The sequence below is a fragment of the Vibrio sp. 947 genome (genome assembly GCF_033339115.1).
GTDB classification, from domain to species: Bacteria; Pseudomonadota; Gammaproteobacteria; order Enterobacterales; family Vibrionaceae; genus Vibrio; species Vibrio alginolyticus.
The window spans coordinates 81305-101962 of sequence record NZ_JAWOTX010000018.1 but is presented as its reverse complement, the minus strand read 5'-3'; the positions used below and the strand labels follow the sequence as shown (position 1 = coordinate 101962).

The 20658-nt window shown below is 44.2% G+C and carries 22 protein-coding genes and 1 pseudogene; 12 read left to right on the top strand and 11 right to left on the bottom strand.

Annotated features, from left to right (window positions below):
- Positions 1–322 precede the first annotated feature (322 nt).
- A complete protein-coding gene (locus R7Q39_RS20435) occupies positions 323–949 on the bottom strand; it encodes a LysE/ArgO family amino acid transporter (protein WP_242013366.1) in 627 nt (208 codons plus the stop codon).
- A gap of 1 nt (position 950) precedes the next feature.
- Positions 951–1655, bottom strand: a complete 705-nt coding sequence (locus tag R7Q39_RS20430) for a B3/4 domain-containing protein (RefSeq protein ID WP_005389417.1) — start codon at positions 1653–1655, stop codon at positions 951–953.
- A gap of 45 nt (positions 1656–1700) precedes the next feature.
- Between R7Q39_RS20430 and R7Q39_RS20425 the strand changes: the two genes are divergently transcribed.
- The gene (locus R7Q39_RS20425; RefSeq protein WP_025768446.1) at positions 1701–2303 is read left to right on the top strand and encodes a helix-turn-helix domain-containing protein; all 603 of its coding nucleotides are present in this window, start codon (positions 1701–1703) and stop codon (positions 2301–2303) included.
- 306 nt (positions 2304–2609) lie between these two features.
- On the opposite strand, the pseudogene R7Q39_RS20420 reads toward R7Q39_RS20425, so the two are convergent.
- Positions 2610–3955, bottom strand: a pseudogene (locus R7Q39_RS20420) (PLP-dependent aminotransferase family protein).
- A gap of 161 nt (positions 3956–4116) precedes the next feature.
- Here R7Q39_RS20420 and R7Q39_RS20415 point away from each other — a divergent pair.
- Positions 4117–4725: a LysE family translocator gene (locus R7Q39_RS20415; protein WP_005389411.1), complete on the top strand. Its 609-nt coding sequence runs from the start codon at positions 4117–4119 to the stop codon at positions 4723–4725.
- A 169-nt stretch (positions 4726–4894) separates the two neighbouring features.
- On the opposite strand, the gene R7Q39_RS20410 is transcribed toward R7Q39_RS20415, so the two are convergent.
- Positions 4895–5140 (bottom strand): hypothetical protein, encoded by a 246-nt coding sequence (locus tag R7Q39_RS20410; protein WP_033906842.1) that lies wholly within the window; start codon positions 5138–5140, stop codon positions 4895–4897.
- 40 nt (positions 5141–5180) lie between these two features.
- Positions 5181–5396 carry a DUF3820 family protein gene (locus tag R7Q39_RS20405; protein ID WP_005375557.1) on the bottom strand — a complete coding sequence of 72 codons (216 nt, stop codon included), beginning with the start codon at positions 5394–5396 and terminating at the stop codon, positions 5181–5183.
- A 144-nt stretch (positions 5397–5540) separates the two neighbouring features.
- On the opposite strand from R7Q39_RS20405, the gene R7Q39_RS20400 reads away from it, so the two are divergent.
- Positions 5541–5849, top strand: coding sequence for a cysteine-rich CWC family protein (locus R7Q39_RS20400; RefSeq protein ID WP_080276966.1), 309 nt, complete (start codon positions 5541–5543; stop codon positions 5847–5849).
- Positions 5850–5887: 38 nt separating this feature from the next.
- On the opposite strand, the gene R7Q39_RS20395 is transcribed toward R7Q39_RS20400, so the two are convergent.
- Entirely contained in the window at positions 5888–6232 is a 345-nt protein-coding gene (locus R7Q39_RS20395; RefSeq protein WP_005375560.1) for a HopJ type III effector protein, read from the bottom strand.
- A gap of 199 nt (positions 6233–6431) precedes the next feature.
- On the opposite strand from R7Q39_RS20395, the gene R7Q39_RS20390 reads away from it, so the two are divergent.
- The gene (locus R7Q39_RS20390; protein WP_318076724.1) at positions 6432–8201 is read left to right on the top strand and encodes a choice-of-anchor I family protein; all 1770 of its coding nucleotides are present in this window, start codon (positions 6432–6434) and stop codon (positions 8199–8201) included.
- A gap of 71 nt (positions 8202–8272) precedes the next feature.
- Here R7Q39_RS20390 and R7Q39_RS20385 read toward each other — a convergent pair whose 3' ends face one another.
- Positions 8273–8611, bottom strand: a complete 339-nt coding sequence (locus R7Q39_RS20385) for a 4a-hydroxytetrahydrobiopterin dehydratase (protein WP_005375563.1) — start codon at positions 8609–8611, stop codon at positions 8273–8275.
- Positions 8601–9395: a phenylalanine 4-monooxygenase gene (gene phhA, locus R7Q39_RS20380; RefSeq protein WP_318076723.1), complete on the bottom strand. Its 795-nt coding sequence runs from the start codon at positions 9393–9395 to the stop codon at positions 8601–8603. Before phhA ends, R7Q39_RS20385 begins: the two co-directional genes overlap by 11 nt.
- A gap of 222 nt (positions 9396–9617) precedes the next feature.
- Between phhA and R7Q39_RS20375 the strand changes: the two genes are divergently transcribed.
- Positions 9618–11591 (top strand): acetoacetate--CoA ligase, encoded by a 1974-nt coding sequence (locus R7Q39_RS20375; protein WP_318076722.1) that lies wholly within the window; start codon positions 9618–9620, stop codon positions 11589–11591.
- Between the two features lie 148 nt (positions 11592–11739).
- Here R7Q39_RS20375 and R7Q39_RS20370 read toward each other — a convergent pair whose 3' ends face one another.
- Complete coding sequence (locus R7Q39_RS20370; protein ID WP_017821100.1) at positions 11740–12315, bottom strand: class I SAM-dependent DNA methyltransferase; 576 nt, start codon at positions 12313–12315, stop codon at positions 11740–11742.
- Positions 12316–12486: 171 nt separating this feature from the next.
- On the opposite strand from R7Q39_RS20370, the gene R7Q39_RS20365 reads away from it, so the two are divergent.
- The gene (locus R7Q39_RS20365) at positions 12487–13365 is read left to right on the top strand and encodes a LysR family transcriptional regulator (RefSeq protein ID WP_115386719.1); all 879 of its coding nucleotides are present in this window, start codon (positions 12487–12489) and stop codon (positions 13363–13365) included.
- A 176-nt stretch (positions 13366–13541) separates the two neighbouring features.
- Positions 13542–14435 (top strand): cation diffusion facilitator family transporter, encoded by an 894-nt coding sequence (locus R7Q39_RS20360; protein ID WP_053303754.1) that lies wholly within the window; start codon positions 13542–13544, stop codon positions 14433–14435.
- A 151-nt stretch (positions 14436–14586) separates the two neighbouring features.
- Here R7Q39_RS20360 and yddG read toward each other — a convergent pair whose 3' ends face one another.
- Positions 14587–15489, bottom strand: coding sequence for an aromatic amino acid DMT transporter YddG (gene yddG, locus R7Q39_RS20355; protein ID WP_042521459.1), 903 nt, complete (start codon positions 15487–15489; stop codon positions 14587–14589).
- Between the two features lie 120 nt (positions 15490–15609).
- On the opposite strand from yddG, the gene R7Q39_RS20350 reads away from it, so the two are divergent.
- The 5 genes from R7Q39_RS20350 to R7Q39_RS20330 all read left to right on the top strand — a co-directional run bounded on the left by R7Q39_RS20350 (position 15610) and on the right by R7Q39_RS20330 (position 19887).
- Positions 15610–15759: a hypothetical protein gene (locus R7Q39_RS20350; RefSeq protein ID WP_017634379.1), complete on the top strand. Its 150-nt coding sequence runs from the start codon at positions 15610–15612 to the stop codon at positions 15757–15759.
- A gap of 12 nt (positions 15760–15771) precedes the next feature.
- The gene (elbB, locus tag R7Q39_RS20345; protein ID WP_318076721.1) at positions 15772–16422 is read left to right on the top strand and encodes an isoprenoid biosynthesis glyoxalase ElbB; all 651 of its coding nucleotides are present in this window, start codon (positions 15772–15774) and stop codon (positions 16420–16422) included.
- Positions 16423–16755: 333 nt separating this feature from the next.
- The gene (yiaY, locus tag R7Q39_RS20340) at positions 16756–17904 is read left to right on the top strand and encodes an L-threonine dehydrogenase (RefSeq protein WP_005442614.1); all 1149 of its coding nucleotides are present in this window, start codon (positions 16756–16758) and stop codon (positions 17902–17904) included.
- Positions 17905–18053: 149 nt separating this feature from the next.
- On the top strand, positions 18054–19130 hold the full coding sequence (locus R7Q39_RS20335; RefSeq protein ID WP_318076720.1) for a PQQ-dependent sugar dehydrogenase: 1077 nt from the start codon (positions 18054–18056) through the stop codon (positions 19128–19130).
- Positions 19131–19272: 142 nt separating this feature from the next.
- A complete protein-coding gene (locus R7Q39_RS20330) occupies positions 19273–19887 on the top strand; it encodes an HAD family hydrolase (RefSeq protein WP_005388252.1) in 615 nt (204 codons plus the stop codon).
- A gap of 109 nt (positions 19888–19996) precedes the next feature.
- On the opposite strand, the gene R7Q39_RS20325 is transcribed toward R7Q39_RS20330, so the two are convergent.
- Positions 19997–20476 (bottom strand): Dps family protein, encoded by a 480-nt coding sequence (locus R7Q39_RS20325; RefSeq protein ID WP_005388254.1) that lies wholly within the window; start codon positions 20474–20476, stop codon positions 19997–19999.
- Positions 20477–20658: the final 182 nt, after the last annotated feature.

Sequence of the window (20658 nt, the reverse complement as noted above, 5' to 3'; positions counted from 1 at the left end):
AATGTAGCGAGTAGAAAAGACATTATTATTTTGGTTTTCATTTTTCCCTCAGCCGGTCAACACATTATTCTGCACGGCATCTAGAAAAATAACGCGCAGGAGATTCTCCATATATTTTGCGAAACATAGCAATAAAGTTACTTGGAGTCGAGTAACCCAAAGCAAGTGCCTACTTTGAACTGCGCCAGCACTCTCTTGGACAGAAATAATTTAGAGCATTTACTTAAATTAGCAAAATGCGAATAACTTCTGGTATGGAAAATCTGTGTCCAATCTGGCAGGAGCAGTTTAGTTATTGGAAATGCAGCTTTATCGAGACGCTCTATATGTATTGGCTTAACAGAGGTGTTGCGAGCTTCAATGCAATACCAAACATGATGCATGAAATCGCAGAATCTAAAATTCTCCATGTTCTTGGCTTACTAAAAAGTGGGATCAACTTGTTAGCCAAATACACTAATCCATAAAACCAGATCCCTGATGCAATCAGTGCCCCTATAACAAACAATCGTTTTTCATCAGGTTCCATTTGAGCAGTCACACCACCAAGGATCACCACCGTATCCAGATAGACATGTGGATTTAAAAAAGTGATAGCCATCGCCATTAAAACGACTTTTAACCAACTCTGGGCAATGTCCGAATTTTCCAACTCTAGGTGACTTGAACCATTCCATGCTGATTTTGCAGATTGGTAGCCATACCAGAAAAGAAATACTACGCCGCCAAGAGTCAAAAGGTCTTTCCATAATGGTGCTTTATAGAGCAGTGTCCCTATACCAAGTACACCAGTACTGATCAGTAGAATGTCTCCAAGAAAGCAGATAGTGGCAACGGACAGTGCGTATTGCTTTTTTAATCCGCACTTTAATAGAAACGCATTTTGGCTACCGATTGCGACAATCAAACTTCCAGAAACAACGGCACCCGTTAACAAAGTATTTATCACATCAAACCTCAATGGATTTTGAAGCAAACACCAACGATTGCTCTATCACTGAATCAGGCATGATCACTTGCAAGTGTTTAATCATTTCTTGCCCCGCCTCCTGCAAGCGTTCTAGTGGCATTTCAGGCAAGCTTTCTAGAATAAACCACATGTTACGTGTGTCAGATTCAATTCGGGTTCTGACACCCTGCCTCCAGTTCCAACGACGACAAGTAACGCCTACTTCATCGCGCCAAATTACTTCCCCAACATCAGGGTTTTCAATTGAAGCCTCACCATTTTTCATGGTGTCAAAGGATTCAGAGCCATCTGCGATAGTGAGTGTTGGCGTTCCTTGATAACTGTCCATATCTTCACCACCTACGGGTATGGCGTATCGAATACTGATGGCATTATAAATATCCACAATAGGGTCAATGCTCTGCATTCCTCCATCTTTCAATACTCGTTTTCGCAGTGCAGCAGCCGAGCAAGGGGTTCGATTTGGTTTAGCGCCAAATTGACGAAAAACGTCTCCCCACGCATTGATGTGTGATTCTGCCCATGGATAGTCGTTCTCAATGACGGAAGTACATGCTTCTTGCAGAACCCGTTTTGCATACTCTTGGCTCTGAACTTCCGTTCCTTTAACGGATATGCTCAATGCTTTGAACTCTGGTGCAATCTGGGAAATTCGAGCATCGATTGACGGCACTACAACAACCATTAGATAATTCCTTCAGTGATTCATTTTCATGCAAGATACATTACAATGACCAAAAAAGTCAATATATCGACCGACAGTGGCACTGATGCTGATTTCATTAATCAAGCGGTAGCCGCAAGGATCAAGGAACATCGAAAAAGGCTCAAGTTGTCACTGGATGCCCTGTCAAAAAGAGCAGGGATAAGTAAAGGCATGTTAGTAGAAGTAGAGAAAGGGGCAGCTAACCCTAGCATTTCGACGTTGTGTAAACTGTCTGCTGCCCTTGGGATTTCGGTTGCCGATATTGTGAATGTTGCGAGTAATCCAACAGTCAACATCATTGATAAAGAGGACATTCCAACGCTTTGGACTGGCGAGCACGGTGGTAGCGCAAAACTTCTGGCGGGAACAAGCGGCCCAGATATGATTGAGTTGTGGCGCTGGAATATGAAACCATCAGAAGTTTTTGAATCAGCAGGTCATCCACAAGGCACGTTTGAACTTTTTCATGTTGAGTCTGGAATACTCACTTTGAATATTGATGGGAAAGCCATAGAACTGCATGAAGGTCAGTCCGCTATAGCTAAAACGGATGTCCCTCACAGCTACTCAAACCAAGCAGATTCGGATTTAGTTTTCACTATGAGCGTTGCTGAGTTACATCGATAAGCCCACTCATTTAGAGGCGAGTTCAAATAAGATTTATTAAGGCAAAGCCATACTCACAATAGATGGATTAGTACTAGCCCCAAGTAACAATGGGGCACTTTTGCGTTGGAAAGTACTCAACATGAAGGCTCTCGACAAAGATGAATCAACTCGATGCTGCCCAAAAGACGTCTAAGCGAGTTTCAGATTTCAAGTAACTTTTGAGACTTTGAGCACAACTTCGAGCACTTTATGTATATCGGTGTGTTCAATCCTAATAGAGCATTGAATAGTTAGATATTGAGCAATCCATGTGAACTATGAAACTTAAGTTAACCGTTTGATTTGCTCTCTTACGATATCTAAAGCTGATTGCAATTGTAATCGGCTTAATGGACCTGCAAGTGATATCCTCACTGCTGCCGGCACTTCATACCGACCCACAGCAAACATTTCCGCTTCCCTCACTCTGACACCATGTTTCAACAACGACTGGTTAAAGTGATACCCTGTTAATGGCTCAGGCAAAGGTAGCCACACATTGTAACCAGGAACACCAATCTGGATTTCGGGAAATACTGCCTTCCAGATCCGATGACGTGCACTGAGTTCCATCGCTATCTTTTTGTCCACGGCTTGCATAGCTCCGCTAGTTAACCAACGACAAACAAGGTCGATTATCAAAGGGCTAACATACATACAACTGGCTCGTAGCGCACGTTGCAGTAAATCTTTGAACGACAAAGGCGAATGATGAAACCCAGCCGCAATCCACCTGCAAAGTACTTAGAAAAACTGCCCACGTATAAGGTAATATCTGGAGCGATAGCAACTAAGGGACTCTTTCGATGAGACGGTGGGCAGTAGAGAACATCGTCCTCAATAATCAACACATTGTAACGACGACATATCTCTATGATTTTTAGTCTTCGGCTATCCGTTAACTGAGCTCCGGTCGGGTTCTGTATTCCCGGCGTAAGATAAAGCAGTTTTGGGCGATGCCTCTTACAGTGCAAAGCCAGATCTTCTGGATCTAATCCATGTTCATCGACTTTTACTGGCACTAGCTTTCGTTCAGATTGCTGACATGCATAGATGAACTCTGGATAACACAGCCCTTCAGCAAGAATTGTATCTTTAGGGCGGCTCAGAGATTGAATAATCAACGAGATCCCGTGTTGCCCTCCATGAGTCCACACTAGACGCCGTGCATCAATATCGATATTGAATTTGGTCATCAGCCATTGTCGAAGAGTCTCGTTATGACCCTGAATGCCATCAGCGGAGTAGTAATCCAGCACGGCTGCCTGCGCAATTTCCTCGTGTGATAGCTCTTTCAACGCATTCGCAAGAAATTTCGGCTGCGATAATAGCAAAGGTCGGCAACGTGCCAGATCAATGCCTTTTTCTTCCAATACCGGATGATAAAAGTGGTTCAGTTCAGTTTCTCTGTTACGTACATAAGTACCGCTTCCTACTTTTGGTTCCGTTAAGCCCCTCCGCTCTAGCTCCCTATATGCCCTCGTCACCGTTCCAACCGTCACACCTAAGCGATAAGATAAAATACGCTGAGGAGGTAATTTAGTGTCTGGTTCGAGTTCACCACTCTCTATCACCTCAGCCAGTGCCATAAACTTAGGTCCGGAACGACCCGATATATCAGGGACTAACATTGTCTCTCTCCGAAGGGGTACAATTAATTCTTGTATTCAGGATAAATAAGGCCTGACGAAAATGAAATCAAAGAATTGTCACCATGACGCATTAACTGTAGGTCTCTCTCACTTCATCCCTTTATTCTTGGCTTATCAGCACTAATTTGAGAAGAAAAGAAATGACAACATTATGGGACCTAACTCCAGCGATGAGTTTATTTGCGTTTGTCACCGCCATAACACCCGGCCCAAATAACTTATTGCTCGCCAACTCAGGGGCACAATTTGGTATAAGGAAATCATGGCGACACCTAATTGGTATCCGTATTGGCGTAATAGGGTTAATTCTGCTTTGTGCATGTGGTGTCGGTGTTGCCCTACAGACTCATCCAAGTTGGTATCTCGCTATAAAATACATCGGTCTGGTTTACATGTTCTGGCTGATGATTAAGCTGCTATGTACCAACCCTTTCGCAGGCAAACCCACTAAAAGCAAACCAATCAACGTAACTCAGGCTACGTTGTTTCAACTGGGTAATATGAAGGCTTGGATGGCATCACTTGCTTTGGTCACAAGTTATAGTCTCCCTTCTAACTATTGGTTCTCTGTTACATTGATTACTTTCGTGTTTACGACATTCGGACTGTTTGCAAATATTACTTGGGTCTGGGTTGGTAAAAAAATTCGTATTTATCTCAATACCGTATTAAGACAGCGCGTATTCAACATCAGCCTAGCGACGATAACATTCATATCATTGTTACCAGTTTTGGGGCACTCTGCCTGAATGACAAAGAGCAGAGTTTTGTATGTATAAAATTGCCAATTATCTAAATTCGCATTTCGAGGCGTAACACACTTTGGGACAAAAAAGAGTCAGCCTAACGGTCTGGCTCTTTTGAATGAAAAAACAGTCTGGTGGGAGAACTTGTAAGGCTGTGGCAGGTTACACTCACTTACTCCTTAGGCAGGTGACCAGTTTCCTTCGCAAGCTTTTGCATCGCCTCGGCAAACGTTGTTGTCCCGCCTTTAGCTTTAAGCTGTATTACCTTATATCCCAACTTTTCCAACGCTTGGCGCTCTGCCAAAACAGCTTTGTCATTGTGTTGGCTACCTTGAGCTGGCTGATGAATGTAGCATCCCTCTAGTTTACCATCTTCGACCAATTGGTGATGTTTCAGTGCATCGATATCAAAATTCATAATAAGTCTTTTCATTAAGAGTGGGAGTTTCTGTGGCTAGTTACATACGCTTCAAAGGCTTCACGACACTATCTAAGCCTTCAATTTTGAGCGCTAAACATAGCTTGAGCAAATCCCCTAGCTCGCCGCTTGGCCAGCCCTTTTTATCAAACCACAGTAAGTATTCTTCAGGCAGGTCGATTAACACTCGCCCTGCATATTTCCCAAATGGCATTTGCATTCTAGCGAGTTTAATGAGGTTTTCTTTTTCTAACATAAGTGACAGAGAGTTAAGGTAACTCGCCCAAGGGTAACACTGGTTCTCCCTCCTCACCAGCAAATCGCAGTCACGTTTATTTTTGGCGGCCTTGACTCGCTTTATGCTAGAGTACGCGGCATAAAAAATGAGAACGAGAAAGCAATGAAGTCACCTTGTCGAGCAGCATGTAAAAATAACGCCGGAATATGCTCTGGTTGTCACCGAACGATGGATGAAATCATCCAATGGAAAGACAAAACCGATCTCCAACGAGATGCGATTATCGAACAAATCGCAGGAGAAGATTCAACACACAGTTGTCCTGAATGCGGGACTCAAGCCCATTGTGATATCGCCGCAGGCAAAGAGACATGCTGGTGCTTTACTATTGAAACCCGTGATTTACCCAAGCCAAGCGCCAACCAGCTGTGTTTGTGCCGAAAATGTCTAGAAAAAAAGCCAGTCGCGTAATATGACTGGCTTACTGATCATCGTTTTCTGACTGGTGTTTATTTAGCGGTTAAAGCGGACGCTTCAAACTTAATGCCTTCCCACCCTGTCACCATAAAATTACGAATATTCTGGTGATCGCTGTTCTCTGGATGCTGCAATACATCTTCACGATAAAAACGGCCAAAGCAGGCTAGCGTCGCTTCTTTGTCTAGGTTGTTTAGCAAACCGAAAGCGAAGATCTTACACGAACCGTTGTTCTCGCCTGCATTGTTTTGTGTCTCACCATTTACAAAAGCGGTTGGCTCAAACGTATAGTTATCTTCGATCACCGCCATCGTTGCTTCAAATTCGACCTGCTCTGGTGACGCTGCCAATAAATCTAAAAACGATTTTAATTCCATTATTCCTCTATCCCTACCTCATCATATTGATGACACATTAGTTTCATAAAAAGCCAATATAAGAGTCATCAATCATACATATATTCAGAGCCTTACCAAATCACACGTCATTCAGCGCTCTATCATTCCAGTTGCGGAAATGGACAGCAGCATAAAACCCATGCTGATTGACAACCTATCGGATTGATAAGGAGATATCATGATCACCCCTTTAAAGGCAATCGGTGCACTCGCATTGTCATCACTTGCCATCGCGTGTTCATCACAACCCGAAGATACCGTGGCTTCATTCGCTACACAATGCAAACCTACCACTGCGCCCGTTGCTGGGGAAACTTCAATTCAAGGGTTAACGTTTATCGGGACATCCGTTGCTGATGCTCCATTCGACACATCGGCAGCTGAAATCGTCAGTTATGACGCCTGTACAGATAAGCTCTATGTGGTGAATGCTCAAGCAAAACGTGTCGATGTAATGTCTATGGATGACAACGGCGTACCAACGCAAAGCGCATTCATTGATCTCAACAGCGCTGGCGAAGCAGCGGGCATTGAAATTGGCGCAGCAAACAGTGTCGCTGTATTCAATGGTTTGGTAGCTGTTGCGATTGAAAACAGTAATAAACAAGCGAATGGTATTGTTGGCTTGTACCGCTCCGACGATTTGTCATTAGTCATGACGTTTCCAACAGGCGCATTGCCAGACATGGTTGGCTTCTCGAAAGATGGCCGATACATCGCAACCGCTAATGAAGGAGAACCAAACAGCGATTACAGCATTGACCCTGAAGGTAGTATCACTTTGATCGATCTGAGCCTTGGTGTTACTCAAGCAGAAGTGACACAAATTGGCTTTAACGAATTTGATGGTTCACGAAAAGCAGAGCTCCCAATGAATGTGCGTATTTCGGGGCCAAACGCCACCGTCGCACAAGATCTAGAGCCTGAATACCTCACTTTTGCAGATAACGGTAAAATCTATGTCGCGCTACAAGAAAATAACGCCATGGCAATCGTCAATCCAGAGAGCAAATCGGTAGAAAAAATTGTTGGCTTAGGTGAGAAGTCTTGGTCGGGCGCTAAACTCGATGCATCCAACAAAGACAAAATCATTGGGAACTTGAAAAGCTACCCACAACTGGTTGGCTTATTTATGCCTGACACTATCGACAGCTACTCAGTGAATGGGAGTACTTACATCGTATCGGCAAATGAAGGCGACGGGCGTGAGTACGGATTCAAAACCACTCAAGAACTGTGCGACAAAGCTGGCTTTATGTGGGATGAAGACGATTACCTCGGTACAGATGAATATACATCTGAGCAAGGAACCTGTTTAAGCCATATTGATGAAGTGCGCGGTAAGAAGCTGAAAGTGGCAGCAGAACACCCATTGGCAGAGGCACTAAAAGACAACAAACAACTCGCGCGTTTAAAAGTGATTAAGCCGGAACAAACGCTTTCTGCACAAGAGAATGTTCAATCATTTGGCGCGCGTTCATTCTCGATTTGGGATGAAAACGGCAAGTTGGTCTTCGATAGTGGTGACGATTTCGCGACTATCGCGCTGCTGAATGAAGGTAAGAACTTCGACAGCACCAACGATAGCAATGACAGTGGGGATGACCGCAGTGACGACAAAGGCATTGAGCCAGAGGCAATTGAAGTAGCACAAATCAATGGTCGTCATTACGCGTTCATCGGCTTGGAGCGACAAGGCGGCATCATGATTTATGACATCACAGACCCGAAACAAGCGCAGTTCCTGCATTACGTAAACCGTCGTGATTACAGCCAACCAGTTTGTACTGAAGTGGAAGATGGCGAATGCGCGAACGACACTTACAATCCAAAAGCAGGTGATTTAGGTCCAGAATCCATTAATTACTTTACCCGTAATGGTGGTCATTTTATCGCCGTTGGCAATGAGGTATCGGGCACGACATCCGTCTTCCGAATCAATCTATAAAGTAATGTAAAAGTCATTTAGAACCAAAACGCCCGACGTAAGCCGGGCGTTTTTTTGTATGAGGTAATGTCCTACTCTGCCGATGCTAGCGCGTCACACTTTGATGCGCAGATAAAATCGTTTTTATGCAGACCTTTGATAGAGTGACTCCACCACGTTACGGTAACCTTACCCCATTCCAACAAAATAGAAGGATGGTGGAACTCATCTTCTGCCAGTTCCGCGATTTTGTTACTGAAAGCCCATGCTTGTTTGAAGTTCTTAAATTTATACACCTTTTCTAGTTGAGGTATATCTTCTCTTTCAATGATCTGCCAATCAGACAATTGCAGGAGCAGAGACTGTTGCTCTTCTTTGCTTAGTGCAATGGCATCGATACTACAAGCTTCGCATTTTTGTTCATTCAACATGAGCAGGTTCCTTTGGTTCAAAAAGTGGAGGAAGCAGTCCAGCTTCAATCGCTAGATCGGCTTGTTTCAATAAATTTAACTGACTGATTTTAAAAAGCTGAGAAAAGTCATCAATCACGTAGTACTTCGGTTGCATGATGTCGATACGATAAGGCGTTCTCAGCACAGTTTGTAATTCAAATGGGTCGCGAATTGCTGCATCACTCTCTAATGCGTAGAGGGTTTCGCCAGGAGATGAAAGAATACCACCACCGTAAATTTTGGTTTTGTCCCCTTCTTTCACCAAACCAAACTCTACAGTAAACCAGTAGAGACGAGCGAGATAGGCTCTTTGTTTTGGGATAGCGGCTTGCCCTAGTTGACCATAGTGCTCGGTAAATGCAGCAAAGTCTGGGTTGGTTAACATCGCGCAATGACCAAATATTTCGTGGAAGAAATCTGGCTCCTGTAAGTAATCGAACTCATCTCTTGTACGCAAGAATGTGGCGACTGGAAAGCGCTTATTACCGAGTAGATTAAAAAATCGGTCGAAATCAATAAGCGCGGGAACGGGCTCCACTTGCCAACCTGTTGTCTCCATCAAGACACGATTAATTTCTGGTAACTGAGGAACGCGGTCTTGAGGTAAATCAAGCAGCGTCAAACCGTGTAAATAAGCCTCACAAGCTCTGTTTTGGATCACACCCATTTGTCGTGTTACCAAATCTCGCCAAATGGCGTCTTCTTCACGGCTCCATTCAACCCTGCCTTCCTGGTTTACGGGTTTAGAACGATACTGCGTCACGGCTCATCTCCATTAACAAATCTTTTACATTAAGCCTATCTGTAGTCTTAAGAGCTTCCAATCCCTGCGCGATTTTCTCAGCACCATCCCGATGTAACATATTGTTTACAATGCATCGTAACTGCATGATTTTTATGACACGATATAATATCTGGCTTGTTTGACTTTATCGTGTATTCCTCTCAAACTAAAACCTGTTATCACTTTGTTATAGAGGGACCTATGCGCGAGAGCAGCAAAGTATGGCAACCGAGCGAAAGTCGTATCGAAGAAGCCAACATTACACAGTTTATTGAACACATTAATCGACAAGGAAATACCCTTGAAAGCTTCGCTGATCTGCATCAATGGTCACTCGATCATGTAGAAAAATTTTGGCAGGAAGTTTGGCTATTCTGCGACGTCATTGGCACTCAGGGAGAGACCATAAAAGAGCGAGCAGAAAGTCGCTGGCAGCAACCTGTTGAAAATAGGGATATAAAATGGTTCCCAAACGCGCAAATTAACTACGCCGAAAATTTGCTAACCTACGCGTGTCACCAACCCGATGATCTCGCTATTTGGTTTGAAAATGAACGTGAAGAAAAACAGACCTACACCTGGAAACAATTGTGCGAAGAAGTTTCGAGTGTGCAGCAATGGTTGAAAGAATGTGGAATTAAGCAAGGTGATGTCGTCGCTGGTTACTTACCTCACCTACCTCAAACGGTGGTAGCCATGCTAGCAACCAGTAGTTTGGGGGCGACCTGGACTTCCACCTCACCTGATTTTGGCGTCGAAAGCGTTTTGGAACGCTTTGGTCAAGTGAAACCCAAAATCCTGTTTACTTGTGATGGCTATACATTCAATGGCAAAACTTTCGATATGTCTGAGAAAAACCAGCATATTGCGGATCATCTTGATGGTCTTAAACAAGTTTGCCAAATTAGCTACCTTAAACCACACATTTTTGAATGCGATGTCTGCACCCAAGATTGGCAAAACGTCCTGAATCAATACACACCCGAAGCGCTGACTTTTACTCGTGTGAATTTTAACGATCCGCTATTTGTGCTTTATTCTTCAGGCACAACAGGCAAACCGAAATGCATCGTTCATTCCGTCGGCGGAACGGTGCTTAATCACTTGAAAGAGCATCAACTGCATTGCGATATTCAACCGAACGAACGCGTGTTTTATTACACGACCTGCGGTTGGATGATGTGGAACTGGCACGTTTCTTCACTCGCGAGCGGTGCATGTTTGGTGATTTTTGATGGTAGCCCTGTTTACCCCACTCATGATGTGCTCTGGGACCTCGCAGAACGAGCCGAAGTGACGCTGTTTGGAACCTCAGCAAAATACCTAGAGGCGCTGGAAAAAGCATCTTTTTCTCCGCAGAAAAGTGATGCATTTCCAAGTCTGAAAACCATTTGCTCAACGGGCTCTGTTCTGTATCCAGAACAGTTTGATTATGTCTATCAGCACATTAAAGAAGATGTACACCTCGCCTCGATTTCTGGCGGAACAGACATTTGTGGCTGCTTTGTATTAGGCAACCCTATTTCTCCCGTTTATCGGGGAGAGTGCCAATCAGCAGGGTTAGGGGTCGATGTCCGAGTCTTTAACCCACAAGGTAATAGCGTAATGGGAGAGCGCGGTGAGTTGGTTTGCGCCAATTCATTACCCAACTTCCCTGCTGGCTTTTGGAACGACACCGGTGAGAGATATCATCGCGCTTATTGGGATAAATTCGACAATATTTGGCACCACGGCGATGATGTTGAACAGACCAGCGTTGGGGGATACGTGTTTTATGGTCGAAGTGATACCACGTTGAATCCCGGTGGCGTAAGAATCGGCACGGCCGAAATCTATCAGCAAGTGAACTGTATAGACGGTATTCTAGATTCGATCGCAGTAGGAAAAGAAGTCGATCGCAACGAACAAATATGGCTGTTTGTCCAATTAGTCAAAGGGGAAGAGCTCAATGACGAGATGATCGCTTCCATCAAAGCACAGCTAAAGTCTGCATGTTCTCCAAGGCATGTACCTAGTGCAATTTACGCAATAAGCGATATACCTAAGACACGCTCAGGAAAGCTGGTCGAGTTAGCCGTTAAGCAAGTCGTTAACAACCGAAGCGTCGAAAATTTAGGCGCAATAGCCAACCCTGAAGTGCTGGAGGAGATACGCAGGATAGTCGTCTCAAAATAACCTCCGAAGACTAAGTTGTTCGAGTATGTCCTTGCCTGCACCACGACGCTTGTTTAGAGCAAGTGAAGTTACATATATCCTCAGCAGATAAGAAAAAAGCGAGCTTGTTAGCTCGCTTTTGTCATTTTTTGTTCTTTATTCAGCGGTATTAGCGACGACCAAGCCCCATTAATACCGACATTGTTTTACCATCAGATGTAATGTCAAAAACGTGTTGCGATTCAACTTCAGTAAAACCCGCTTCTTTCAGTGCACGCTCAGACTTCGCAAGGGTAAAACCGTCTTGTTCACATTCTGCAATCCAATCAAAATGAACAAAATAGCCGCCGTGGTTAAGTAGAGAATGCGAGATCGTTAATGACGCGTCTAAGTCTTCCACAAACGCTAAAACTGATGATGCAACCACCAAGTCGAACTGTCCACGAAAGGCCGGATGCTGAGCGACCAAGCCGCGAGATAATGCATCTACCACAGGTTCTACGTTGACGAGCTCTTTTTTATCGAGTTCCTCAATCATGGCTTCCGATGCGTCTAATGCTACGATGTCTTTAACCATCGGTGACAATCGTTGACTTAACTGCCCTGTTCCGCATCCAAAATCTAGTACTTTAATGCCATCAAGCTGAGTTAGCTGTTGTAACTGCTCAAACACCGACTGCGCAAATTGCTCTGTTGCTGGATTTGATTCCCAGTTTTTTGCTAAGCCGTCCCAATCTTGTGCCATCGTGGCCTCCATGTTCACTTTTTGTAACCCACATAGATTACCGCAAAACCGTTAAAAGACCATAGACTTATCTGGCGGATTCGCGTTTTTTTCGATAATCTTTCATGGCTTTGGGAGCGCATCTGCATAATACCCAAATTATTTGAATTCATTTATTGGTTGTGTCAAATCATGAACTTAACTCAAGTAGAAGCCTTCTGCACCATCGCTGAGTGTGGTTCTGTTTCTGAAGCGGCAAGGCAACTCGACTGCAATCGTACCAAACTCAGTATGTCGATTAAGGCATTAGAGAAAGATCTCGACGTTGAATTGTTTAACCGAACTGGCAACCAGCTCACCCTCTCTGAAGCTGGGAAAGCCATTTACAAAGATTGCGAACACCTACTTATCATCGCACAACGGGTCAGAAAGACCTGCGCTCAAATCTCGGAAGGGTTTAACGCGGAAGTTTGGGTAGCACGTGACGACTCCTTACCTGATGATCTCTGGCAAGAATTATCTCATACATTGAATAACCGCTTTCCTTCAACAACCTTCAACTTAATCTTGGCATCCAGTGGCGACTTAGCCAACTTGGTCAGTACCCACCAAGTAGATTTTGCTTTCGGCGTTGATTATGAGCGAGTAGACGATCCTCGTATCGTATATAACCCATTAGGCAAGATACGTATGATGTCAGTATGCAGTGTAGCACACCGCCTAAGTAAGATGCGCCGTGTCTCAGACGAAGATCTACGTAGTCAAATGCAAGCACTAATGGTGTACCTAAATGAGAAAGACAACCCTGAACTGCAACCTTTCTCGACTCGATATATTGGTTTTTCGAGTTTTGACTACATGCTGAACACCATCTTAGAAGAAGACGCTTGGGGCGTGCTTCCAGAACCATTAATCCGCCATTACCTTCGTCAGCAGAAGCTCGCCGTTATCAAACACACATACGGATTGACGCAAGAAGACTACTGTATGTTTTCACCTAACGGCCATGCTGAGCACCCTGCAATGACGTGGTTAGCAGATAAATTGAGCGAGTATTTATTTGACTTCTAAACATTTTATCAGTGAGCGTCAATTTTACTGACACCAAAAAACCACAGTAAGCCGTTGTTTTATAAGAACATAAATAAAAGCGCAATTTTTTAGATTAGTTACTGGTCACTTTGTGGTTGCCTAAATTACCTTATGAGCGAAGAATAGTAAGGTATTAAAATTCAAAGGCATCTTTTATGTGTGACAGGACAAGCAAAAACGAAAACCGTATTCTAACCATTTCAGCCCTTTTGGCATCTGGGTTCGCTGCTGGTGGTATGGTACTTGGCTTGCTTGTAGGCTCAATTGTCATCGTTTTTGACGGTGTTTACTCTTTGGTCAGCTTACTGTTAACTTTATTGTCACTGGCCGCTTCTTACTATATTAACAAGCCTTCAAAATCTGTATTCCCATTTGGAAAAGCGGTCTTAGAACCAATCGTTATTGCGATAAAAGCAGCCGTCATTTTAGTGGTTGTAAGCTTCTCTCTCTACTCTGCGATATCAGCATTGATGTCTGGAGGTCGCGAGGTCGATGCTTCTATTGCGACCTTATTCGGCATCGTGAATGTTATCGGTTGTGGTTACGCTTGGTGGTTTATGGCGAAACGCAGCCGCCGCTTCTCATCAGGCTTGATTGAAGCGGAGAAAAAACAGTGGCAAATGGATACTTTGTTGAGTGTGGCGGTGACCGTAGGATTTATCTCGGCTTGGGCTGTTTCACTAACGCCATTCTCTGAGTATGCGGTATATGCCGACCCCATGATGATGGTTTTAATGGGCTTTTACTTCCTCAAAGTACCGTTCGATATGCTAGTAGGTGCCTTACGTGAACTACTAATGATGGCACCAAGCAAAGAGCTGTGTCAGAGCGTTGGCAAAGATGTTCTTGAGATTGAAAAAGTAACTGAGCATCAATTGAAACTGGCTGGCGTAACGAAGGTTGGCCAAGAGCTACGAGTAAATGTGGACGTACATATTGATGACGACACATTGGAGCTTGATACACTAGAGCACACTCGTAAGCAGCTTATCAAGCGACTGTCGAAGCACAGATTCAAGCTTCAACTACACTTGAACGTCGCTTATTAGAGCGCCACCAAAGAGCCGTTAAAACTCAATAAAAAGCTCCCAATCTCGGGAGCTTTTTTAATTTTTTCGATTTAGTTGCTTCGTATTCGAATACAGCTCGCAAGGGAGATCTGTTCGTTGCTCACTTAAATTCTCCGATCTCGTTGGTAACTTACCCAGCCGCTTCGCGCTTCTCTTTAGTGACTAACCAACACATCAGCGAGCCCACCGTTACCATCACAACGCCCTGCCAAAAGCTATGGCTCAGAGTTACGCCAAGAATAATGGAAGAAAATAAAGCGGAAAAAATGGGCGTGAAGTAAGACAAGGTGGCGAGAAAAACCATATTGCCGCCAACGATCGCGATGTTCCATAAACCATAACCACCAGCCATTAAAGCCGCAGAAGCCACTAAGTACCCCATCGCTTCCCAACTGAATGTCATTGGTGGCTCATCCGTAAACGCATATTTGACCCAAAGCGAAACAGCTGTTGCAATGAAAAACAGGGTAATCGCATTATGTTTAGATTGCTGCCTTTGGGTTAAGTTGCAATAAAAAGCCCATATAACCGCGCCAGCGAAAGCCATAAAATACACCAGAGGGTTACTACTAACATTGGACATGATCTGAGTTATGGATAAGCCATTCTCACCGCTCACAGTCCAAGCAACCCCAACAAACGCCAGCGTAACTGCTGGATAAAGCAACCAGTTTGTTTTTTTATTGCTGCCAAGGACCGCAAATAAAACCGTCAGTGCGGGCCAAAGGTAGTTGACAATCGACACCTCAATTGCCTGCGCGCGCGAGTTGGAATATCCCAAAGATAGAGCGAGAAATATTTCATAACAAACGAACATCGCACCACCAAGCACAAGATACTTGGGAGAAAAGTAAGACAACTTTGGAATACCGACCACGATAAGAAGGAAAACAGAGCTAAGAGAGTACAACATGGCTGCCCCGCCTACAGGACCTAAACTCTCCGTAACCAACCTCGCGATGCCAAGCAGACAACTCCAAGAGAGAATCGCGATACAACCATAAAGTGTGAAACGAAATTGCACTGATTTCATGTGACCTACCACTCACGAATGCCAAAGGAAACGTCAGCTTAACTCAAAAATGATCAGGTTCAACGTACTGTTTTATAAAAATCAGTATAAAAATCATTCTATTAAGCCGTTGGAGTTGATATGAAACATTTTCTGCCCTCTAGTGTTATGCTTACACCCTTTGTTGTGCGCTACTATGATGAAGATGACAACGAGAGTGAAAACGTTAAAACACACTCGGAAACGCATGGTCTAGATAGCGAAGAGCAATCTAAGGAACGTTCAGAGTAAAGGAATCCAAACATGAAAAAAGTCGCAGTCATTTTAAGTGGTTCAGGCGTTTACGGCGGTTCTGAGATCCACGAAGCAGTGTTGGCGCTCTACGCCATCGAGAAAGCAGGGGCAACTTGGCACTGCTTTGCACCTAACATTGACCAACTCCATGTCATCAATCACCTAACTGGTGACGAAATGGATGAAACCCGTAACGTCTTGATCGAATCAGCTCGTATCGCACGCGGAAACATTGACGATGTTGCCAAACTTAACGTTGATGAATACGATGCCCTACTGCTTCCAGGTGGATTTGGTGCTGCGAAAAACTTAACCGACTTCGCCGTTTCAGGTGCAGAGTGCTCCATTAACACACACGTAGCTCAAGCTTGTCGCGCGTTTGCTAATGCGAAAAAACCAGCTGGCTATCTGTGTATTTCTCCTGTCATTATTCCGATGATTTATGAGCAAGGCGTGAAAGGAACGGTAGGCAACGATGAGGCAGTCTCAATAGCATTTAATCAAATGGGCGGTGAACACACCACGTGCCCTGTCGAAGACATCGTTTTTGATGAAAAACACCTCGTACTTTCAACCCCTGCTTACATGTTGGCAGAAAATATCTCTCAAGCGGCTTCAGGTATCAAAAAGTTAGTATCAAAGCTGATTAAAATAGCTTAATTATTAGTAGTTAACTTATAAAACACTTCCCTATCCCCATTGATAATTAAGTTATTAATGGGGATTTTTTATACTTTAGTCGAATTTAGAGATATATCCGCGTCAGAAGTCAATTTCTGCCAATCGTTTGCGTCCATAGTTTCATATTTGTTCTACTTTATATCAGTGTTGCACTTATACGCAGTGCAACAAGATCACTGTCACAGTTTTTCTCTTGCAAGTACCTCTAAGTAGGTAAACTTGCTTCAGATCAACTTCAATCTGGAAACGAATGTGCGACAGTAAATGGCAAATTAAGAAAGATTATTAAAAATAACGACGGAGCTATCCAATATGACAAGTGCATTTTTTATCCCTACGGTAAACCTAATGGGCGCTGGTTGTTTGAAAGACGCAGCAGACAGCATCCAATCTCAAGGCTTTAAAAAAGGTTTGATCGTTACGGATAAGATCCTTAACCAAATCGGTGTAGTCAAACAGGTTCAAGACCTTCTCACTGAGCGCGATGTAGCAACCGTTGTGTTTGATGGCACTCAACCAAATCCAACTATCAGCAACGTTAACGACGGCTTAGCACTTCTTACTGATAACGAATGTGACTTCGTTATCTCTCTAGGTGGTGGTTCACCACACGACTGTGCGAAAGGTATCGCGCTTGTTGCTTCTAACGGCGGCAAAATCGCAGATTACGAAGGCGTAGACCAATCTGCAAAACCAATGATGCCACTTATCGCGATCAACACGACGGCAGGTACTGCATCTGAAATGACGCGTTTCTGCATCATCACTGACGAAGAGCGTCACATCAAGATGGCAATCGTTGATAAGCACACAACACCGCTTATCTCGGTAAACGATCCAGAGCTAATGCTCGCTAAACCTGCTTCGCTAACTGCGGCAACAGGTATGGATGCCCTAACTCACGCGATTGAAGCTTACGTATCTATCGCGGCAACACCAATCACTGATGCGGTAGCAATTAAAGCGATTGAGCTTATCCAAGCTTACCTACGCACAGCAGTGAAAAACGGTGAAGATCTAGAAGCTCGTGAACAAATGGCATATGCACAGTTCATGGCGGGTATGGCATTCAACAACGCGTCTCTAGGTTACGTACACGCAATGGCACACCAGCTAGGTGGTTTCTATGACCTTCCACACGGTGTTTGTAACGCGATTCTTCTACCTCACGTACAGCGTTACAACGCGCAAGTATGTCCTGAGCGTCTACGTGACGTAGCAAAAGCAATGGGCGTAAACGTAGAAGGCATGTCTGCTGAAGCAGGTGCAGCGGCAGCAATCGACGCTATCGTTACTCTAGCGAAAGATGTGGGTATCCCAGCAGGTATTAAAGAGCTTGGTGCGAAACTAGAAGACATCCCAACACTAGCAGACAACGCACTGAAAGACGCTTGTGGTTTCACTAACCCTAAACAAGCAACTCACGAAGAAATCTCTAAGATCTTCGAAGAAGCGATGTAATCTCGCTAACTAAACAATTCTCTAGCCTTAATTCAATCCCCGATCTCGTATCGGGGATTTTTTACATTCATATACAAGTGAATCTCTGCCAAACATAGTCTTTTAGTGTTAGCTTTTAAGTATTAACACGATTCATATTGGAAGGAACCATGAGAACGATTGCTGCTACCCTACTCGCTTGTTTATCCTTTTCTGCCAACACTGCCGAATACCGTGCCAACGAAGTGGCGAGTGGATTTCAGATCCCTTGGGGGATCGAGTTTTTAGATAATCAACGCGTTATCGTCAATCAAAAGAACGGTACGGTTTCGTTGCTGGATATCACTACAGGCAAACCTCAAAAGCTGTTTAACGTCCCCGATGTGAACACCAGTGGACAAGCCGGCTTATTGGATGTCGCGCTCGCACCGAATGCCGATAAGCAAAACCCGCAACTCTTCTTTACCTACAGCAAGCGCACGAGTAAAGGCAATACGGTGGCGTTAGCGACGGCGCAATTGCAAAACAATCAACTTGTGGGTTGGAACGATCTCTTTGTTGCTGATGCCATCACCGACACAGGGCGTCACTACGGCAGTCGACTTTCATTTGTTGACGACAAAGTTTATTTCTCAATCGGTGACCGTGGCGAACGTGATAATGGGCAAGACACTCAAACCCATGCTGGCAGTATTCTGCGCCTTAACCTTGATGGTTCGGTTCCGCAAGACAACCCATTCAAACCTTCCGAAGCTCGTCCTGAGATATGGAGTTACGGGCACCGCAACCCACAAGGTATGTTTTACGACGAAGCAACAAAACAGCTGTGGTCTATTGAACATGGACCACGCGGCGGCGATGAAATTAATCTAATCAAGAAAGGCGCGAACTACGGCTGGGCTAAAGTCTCTCATGGTAAAGAATATTGGGGGCCGTTGGACGTTGGGGAAGCTAAGTCGTTACCGGGAATGGAAGATCCCAAGCTGGTATACGTCCCTTCTATCGCGCCCAGTAATATGATTTTGTACCGTGGTGATAAATACCCAGAATTGGACGGAAAAATCCTCGCAGGCGCATTGAAACTGGCGCACATCAACGTGGTTTCTATTGATAATGGCAACCTTACCGAATCAAAAAGATTAATGGAGAATCTTGGTGAGCGAATAAGAGATATAACCATCAGCCCCGATGGTTATATCTATTTTTCTACCGACAGCGGCAAAATATTTCGTCTTGAGGAAAGGTAATCAAACACTAAAATCATTAAGACTATTTGATTTGTGACGTACTAGTGATTTATTTTCGTACAATCTAAGCAGAAGAATCTAAACTTAACAATAACCTTTTGTTTTTTAAAACGATAGTTCGGTTAAGTTGTACGAGGTCATTATGATTCCATTCCCTTTACAGCTCGATAAAATTAAAGCCGTGGTGTTTGATTTAGACAACACCTTGGTGAGTTCTGATATGAACTTCGGCGAATTGCGACAACAGCTAGGTTGTCCGCAGAGTGAAGATCTATTGGATTTTGTCGACGCACTTGAGCATCCTCACCATAGAGAGCACGCTCATAACGTGATATTTGATTACGAGATTTCTGATGCTGAGCAGTCTGCTCCAATGATTGGCTGCCATGAGTTGCTCGCCCACTTGCATCAAAATGAAATCAAAACCGCTATCGTGACGCGCAACTGTCAAATCGCCACGCAGCGCAAACTAGAACACAACCAAATCTCAGTGGAACGAGTCATCACTCGTGAATGCTTCCCGCCCAAGCCAGACCCATTGTCTTTGCAGGTGTTGGCGAAAGAGTGGCGTTTGATGCCTGATGAAGTGCTTTATGTCGGCGATTACCTTTACGACTTACAGGCAGCGTATAACGCTCAGATGCCCTCTTGTCTTGTGCATCATGGTAATCAAGAAACTTTCAATGACTCAGCCTCGTTGGCGCTTAATGAACTCAGCGATTTATTGAGCCGTTTCGAATCCTTACCACGCAAATAAAGCACACACATAAAACACGCACACAAAAAAAAGGGGCACCAACGTGCCCCTTATGACTTATTCCCGATTGTTTCATGCGTTCCCAAGGATTGCTTGGGTGATGCGCTGCTTAGCCTTGTAGGTAAGCGTTAAGCATCCACATTAATTTTTCTTGCTCACGGATGTAGTCACCCATCAATGCCGCTGTACCTTCGTCATCTGCTTCACCCGCGTTTTGTAGAATCTCACGCTGTTTTAGAAGTAGAACGCTAAAGCCTTGAACTAGGCCTTGTACACACTCCTCACCAGAAGTCGCGTTTTGATGTTCTTTAATTTCACTTGCTTCCAAGTAGTTGCTGAATGCGTGCGCTGGCGTGTGACCCAAAGTTAGAATACGCTCTGCAAGCTCATCGATTTTTGTTTGTAGATCAGTGTAAATCTCTTCAAATTTTACGTGCAGTTCGAAGAATTGCGCACCTTTAATGTTCCAGTGGTAACCGCGAGAGTTCATGTACAACACTTGGTAATGCGCTAGCAGTTGATTGAGCTGTTGAGCTAGTTGTGCTGATTGTTCGCTGTCTAGACCAATTAGGCTTACTTGTTTGTTCATAATCTTGCTCCTAGAAGGATGATACCAATCGTAGTAACGAACGATTCTCTTACCGGGATTGGTATAAAGTTTAAAAATTCTTTTGCAGTATTTGCTGCCGATGGAGTCATATTACGACTCCGGCTCGGTGAAGAAAATTTGGTTTTAGCTATGATTTAAATAGCTAAATCCAATGAGCAAGT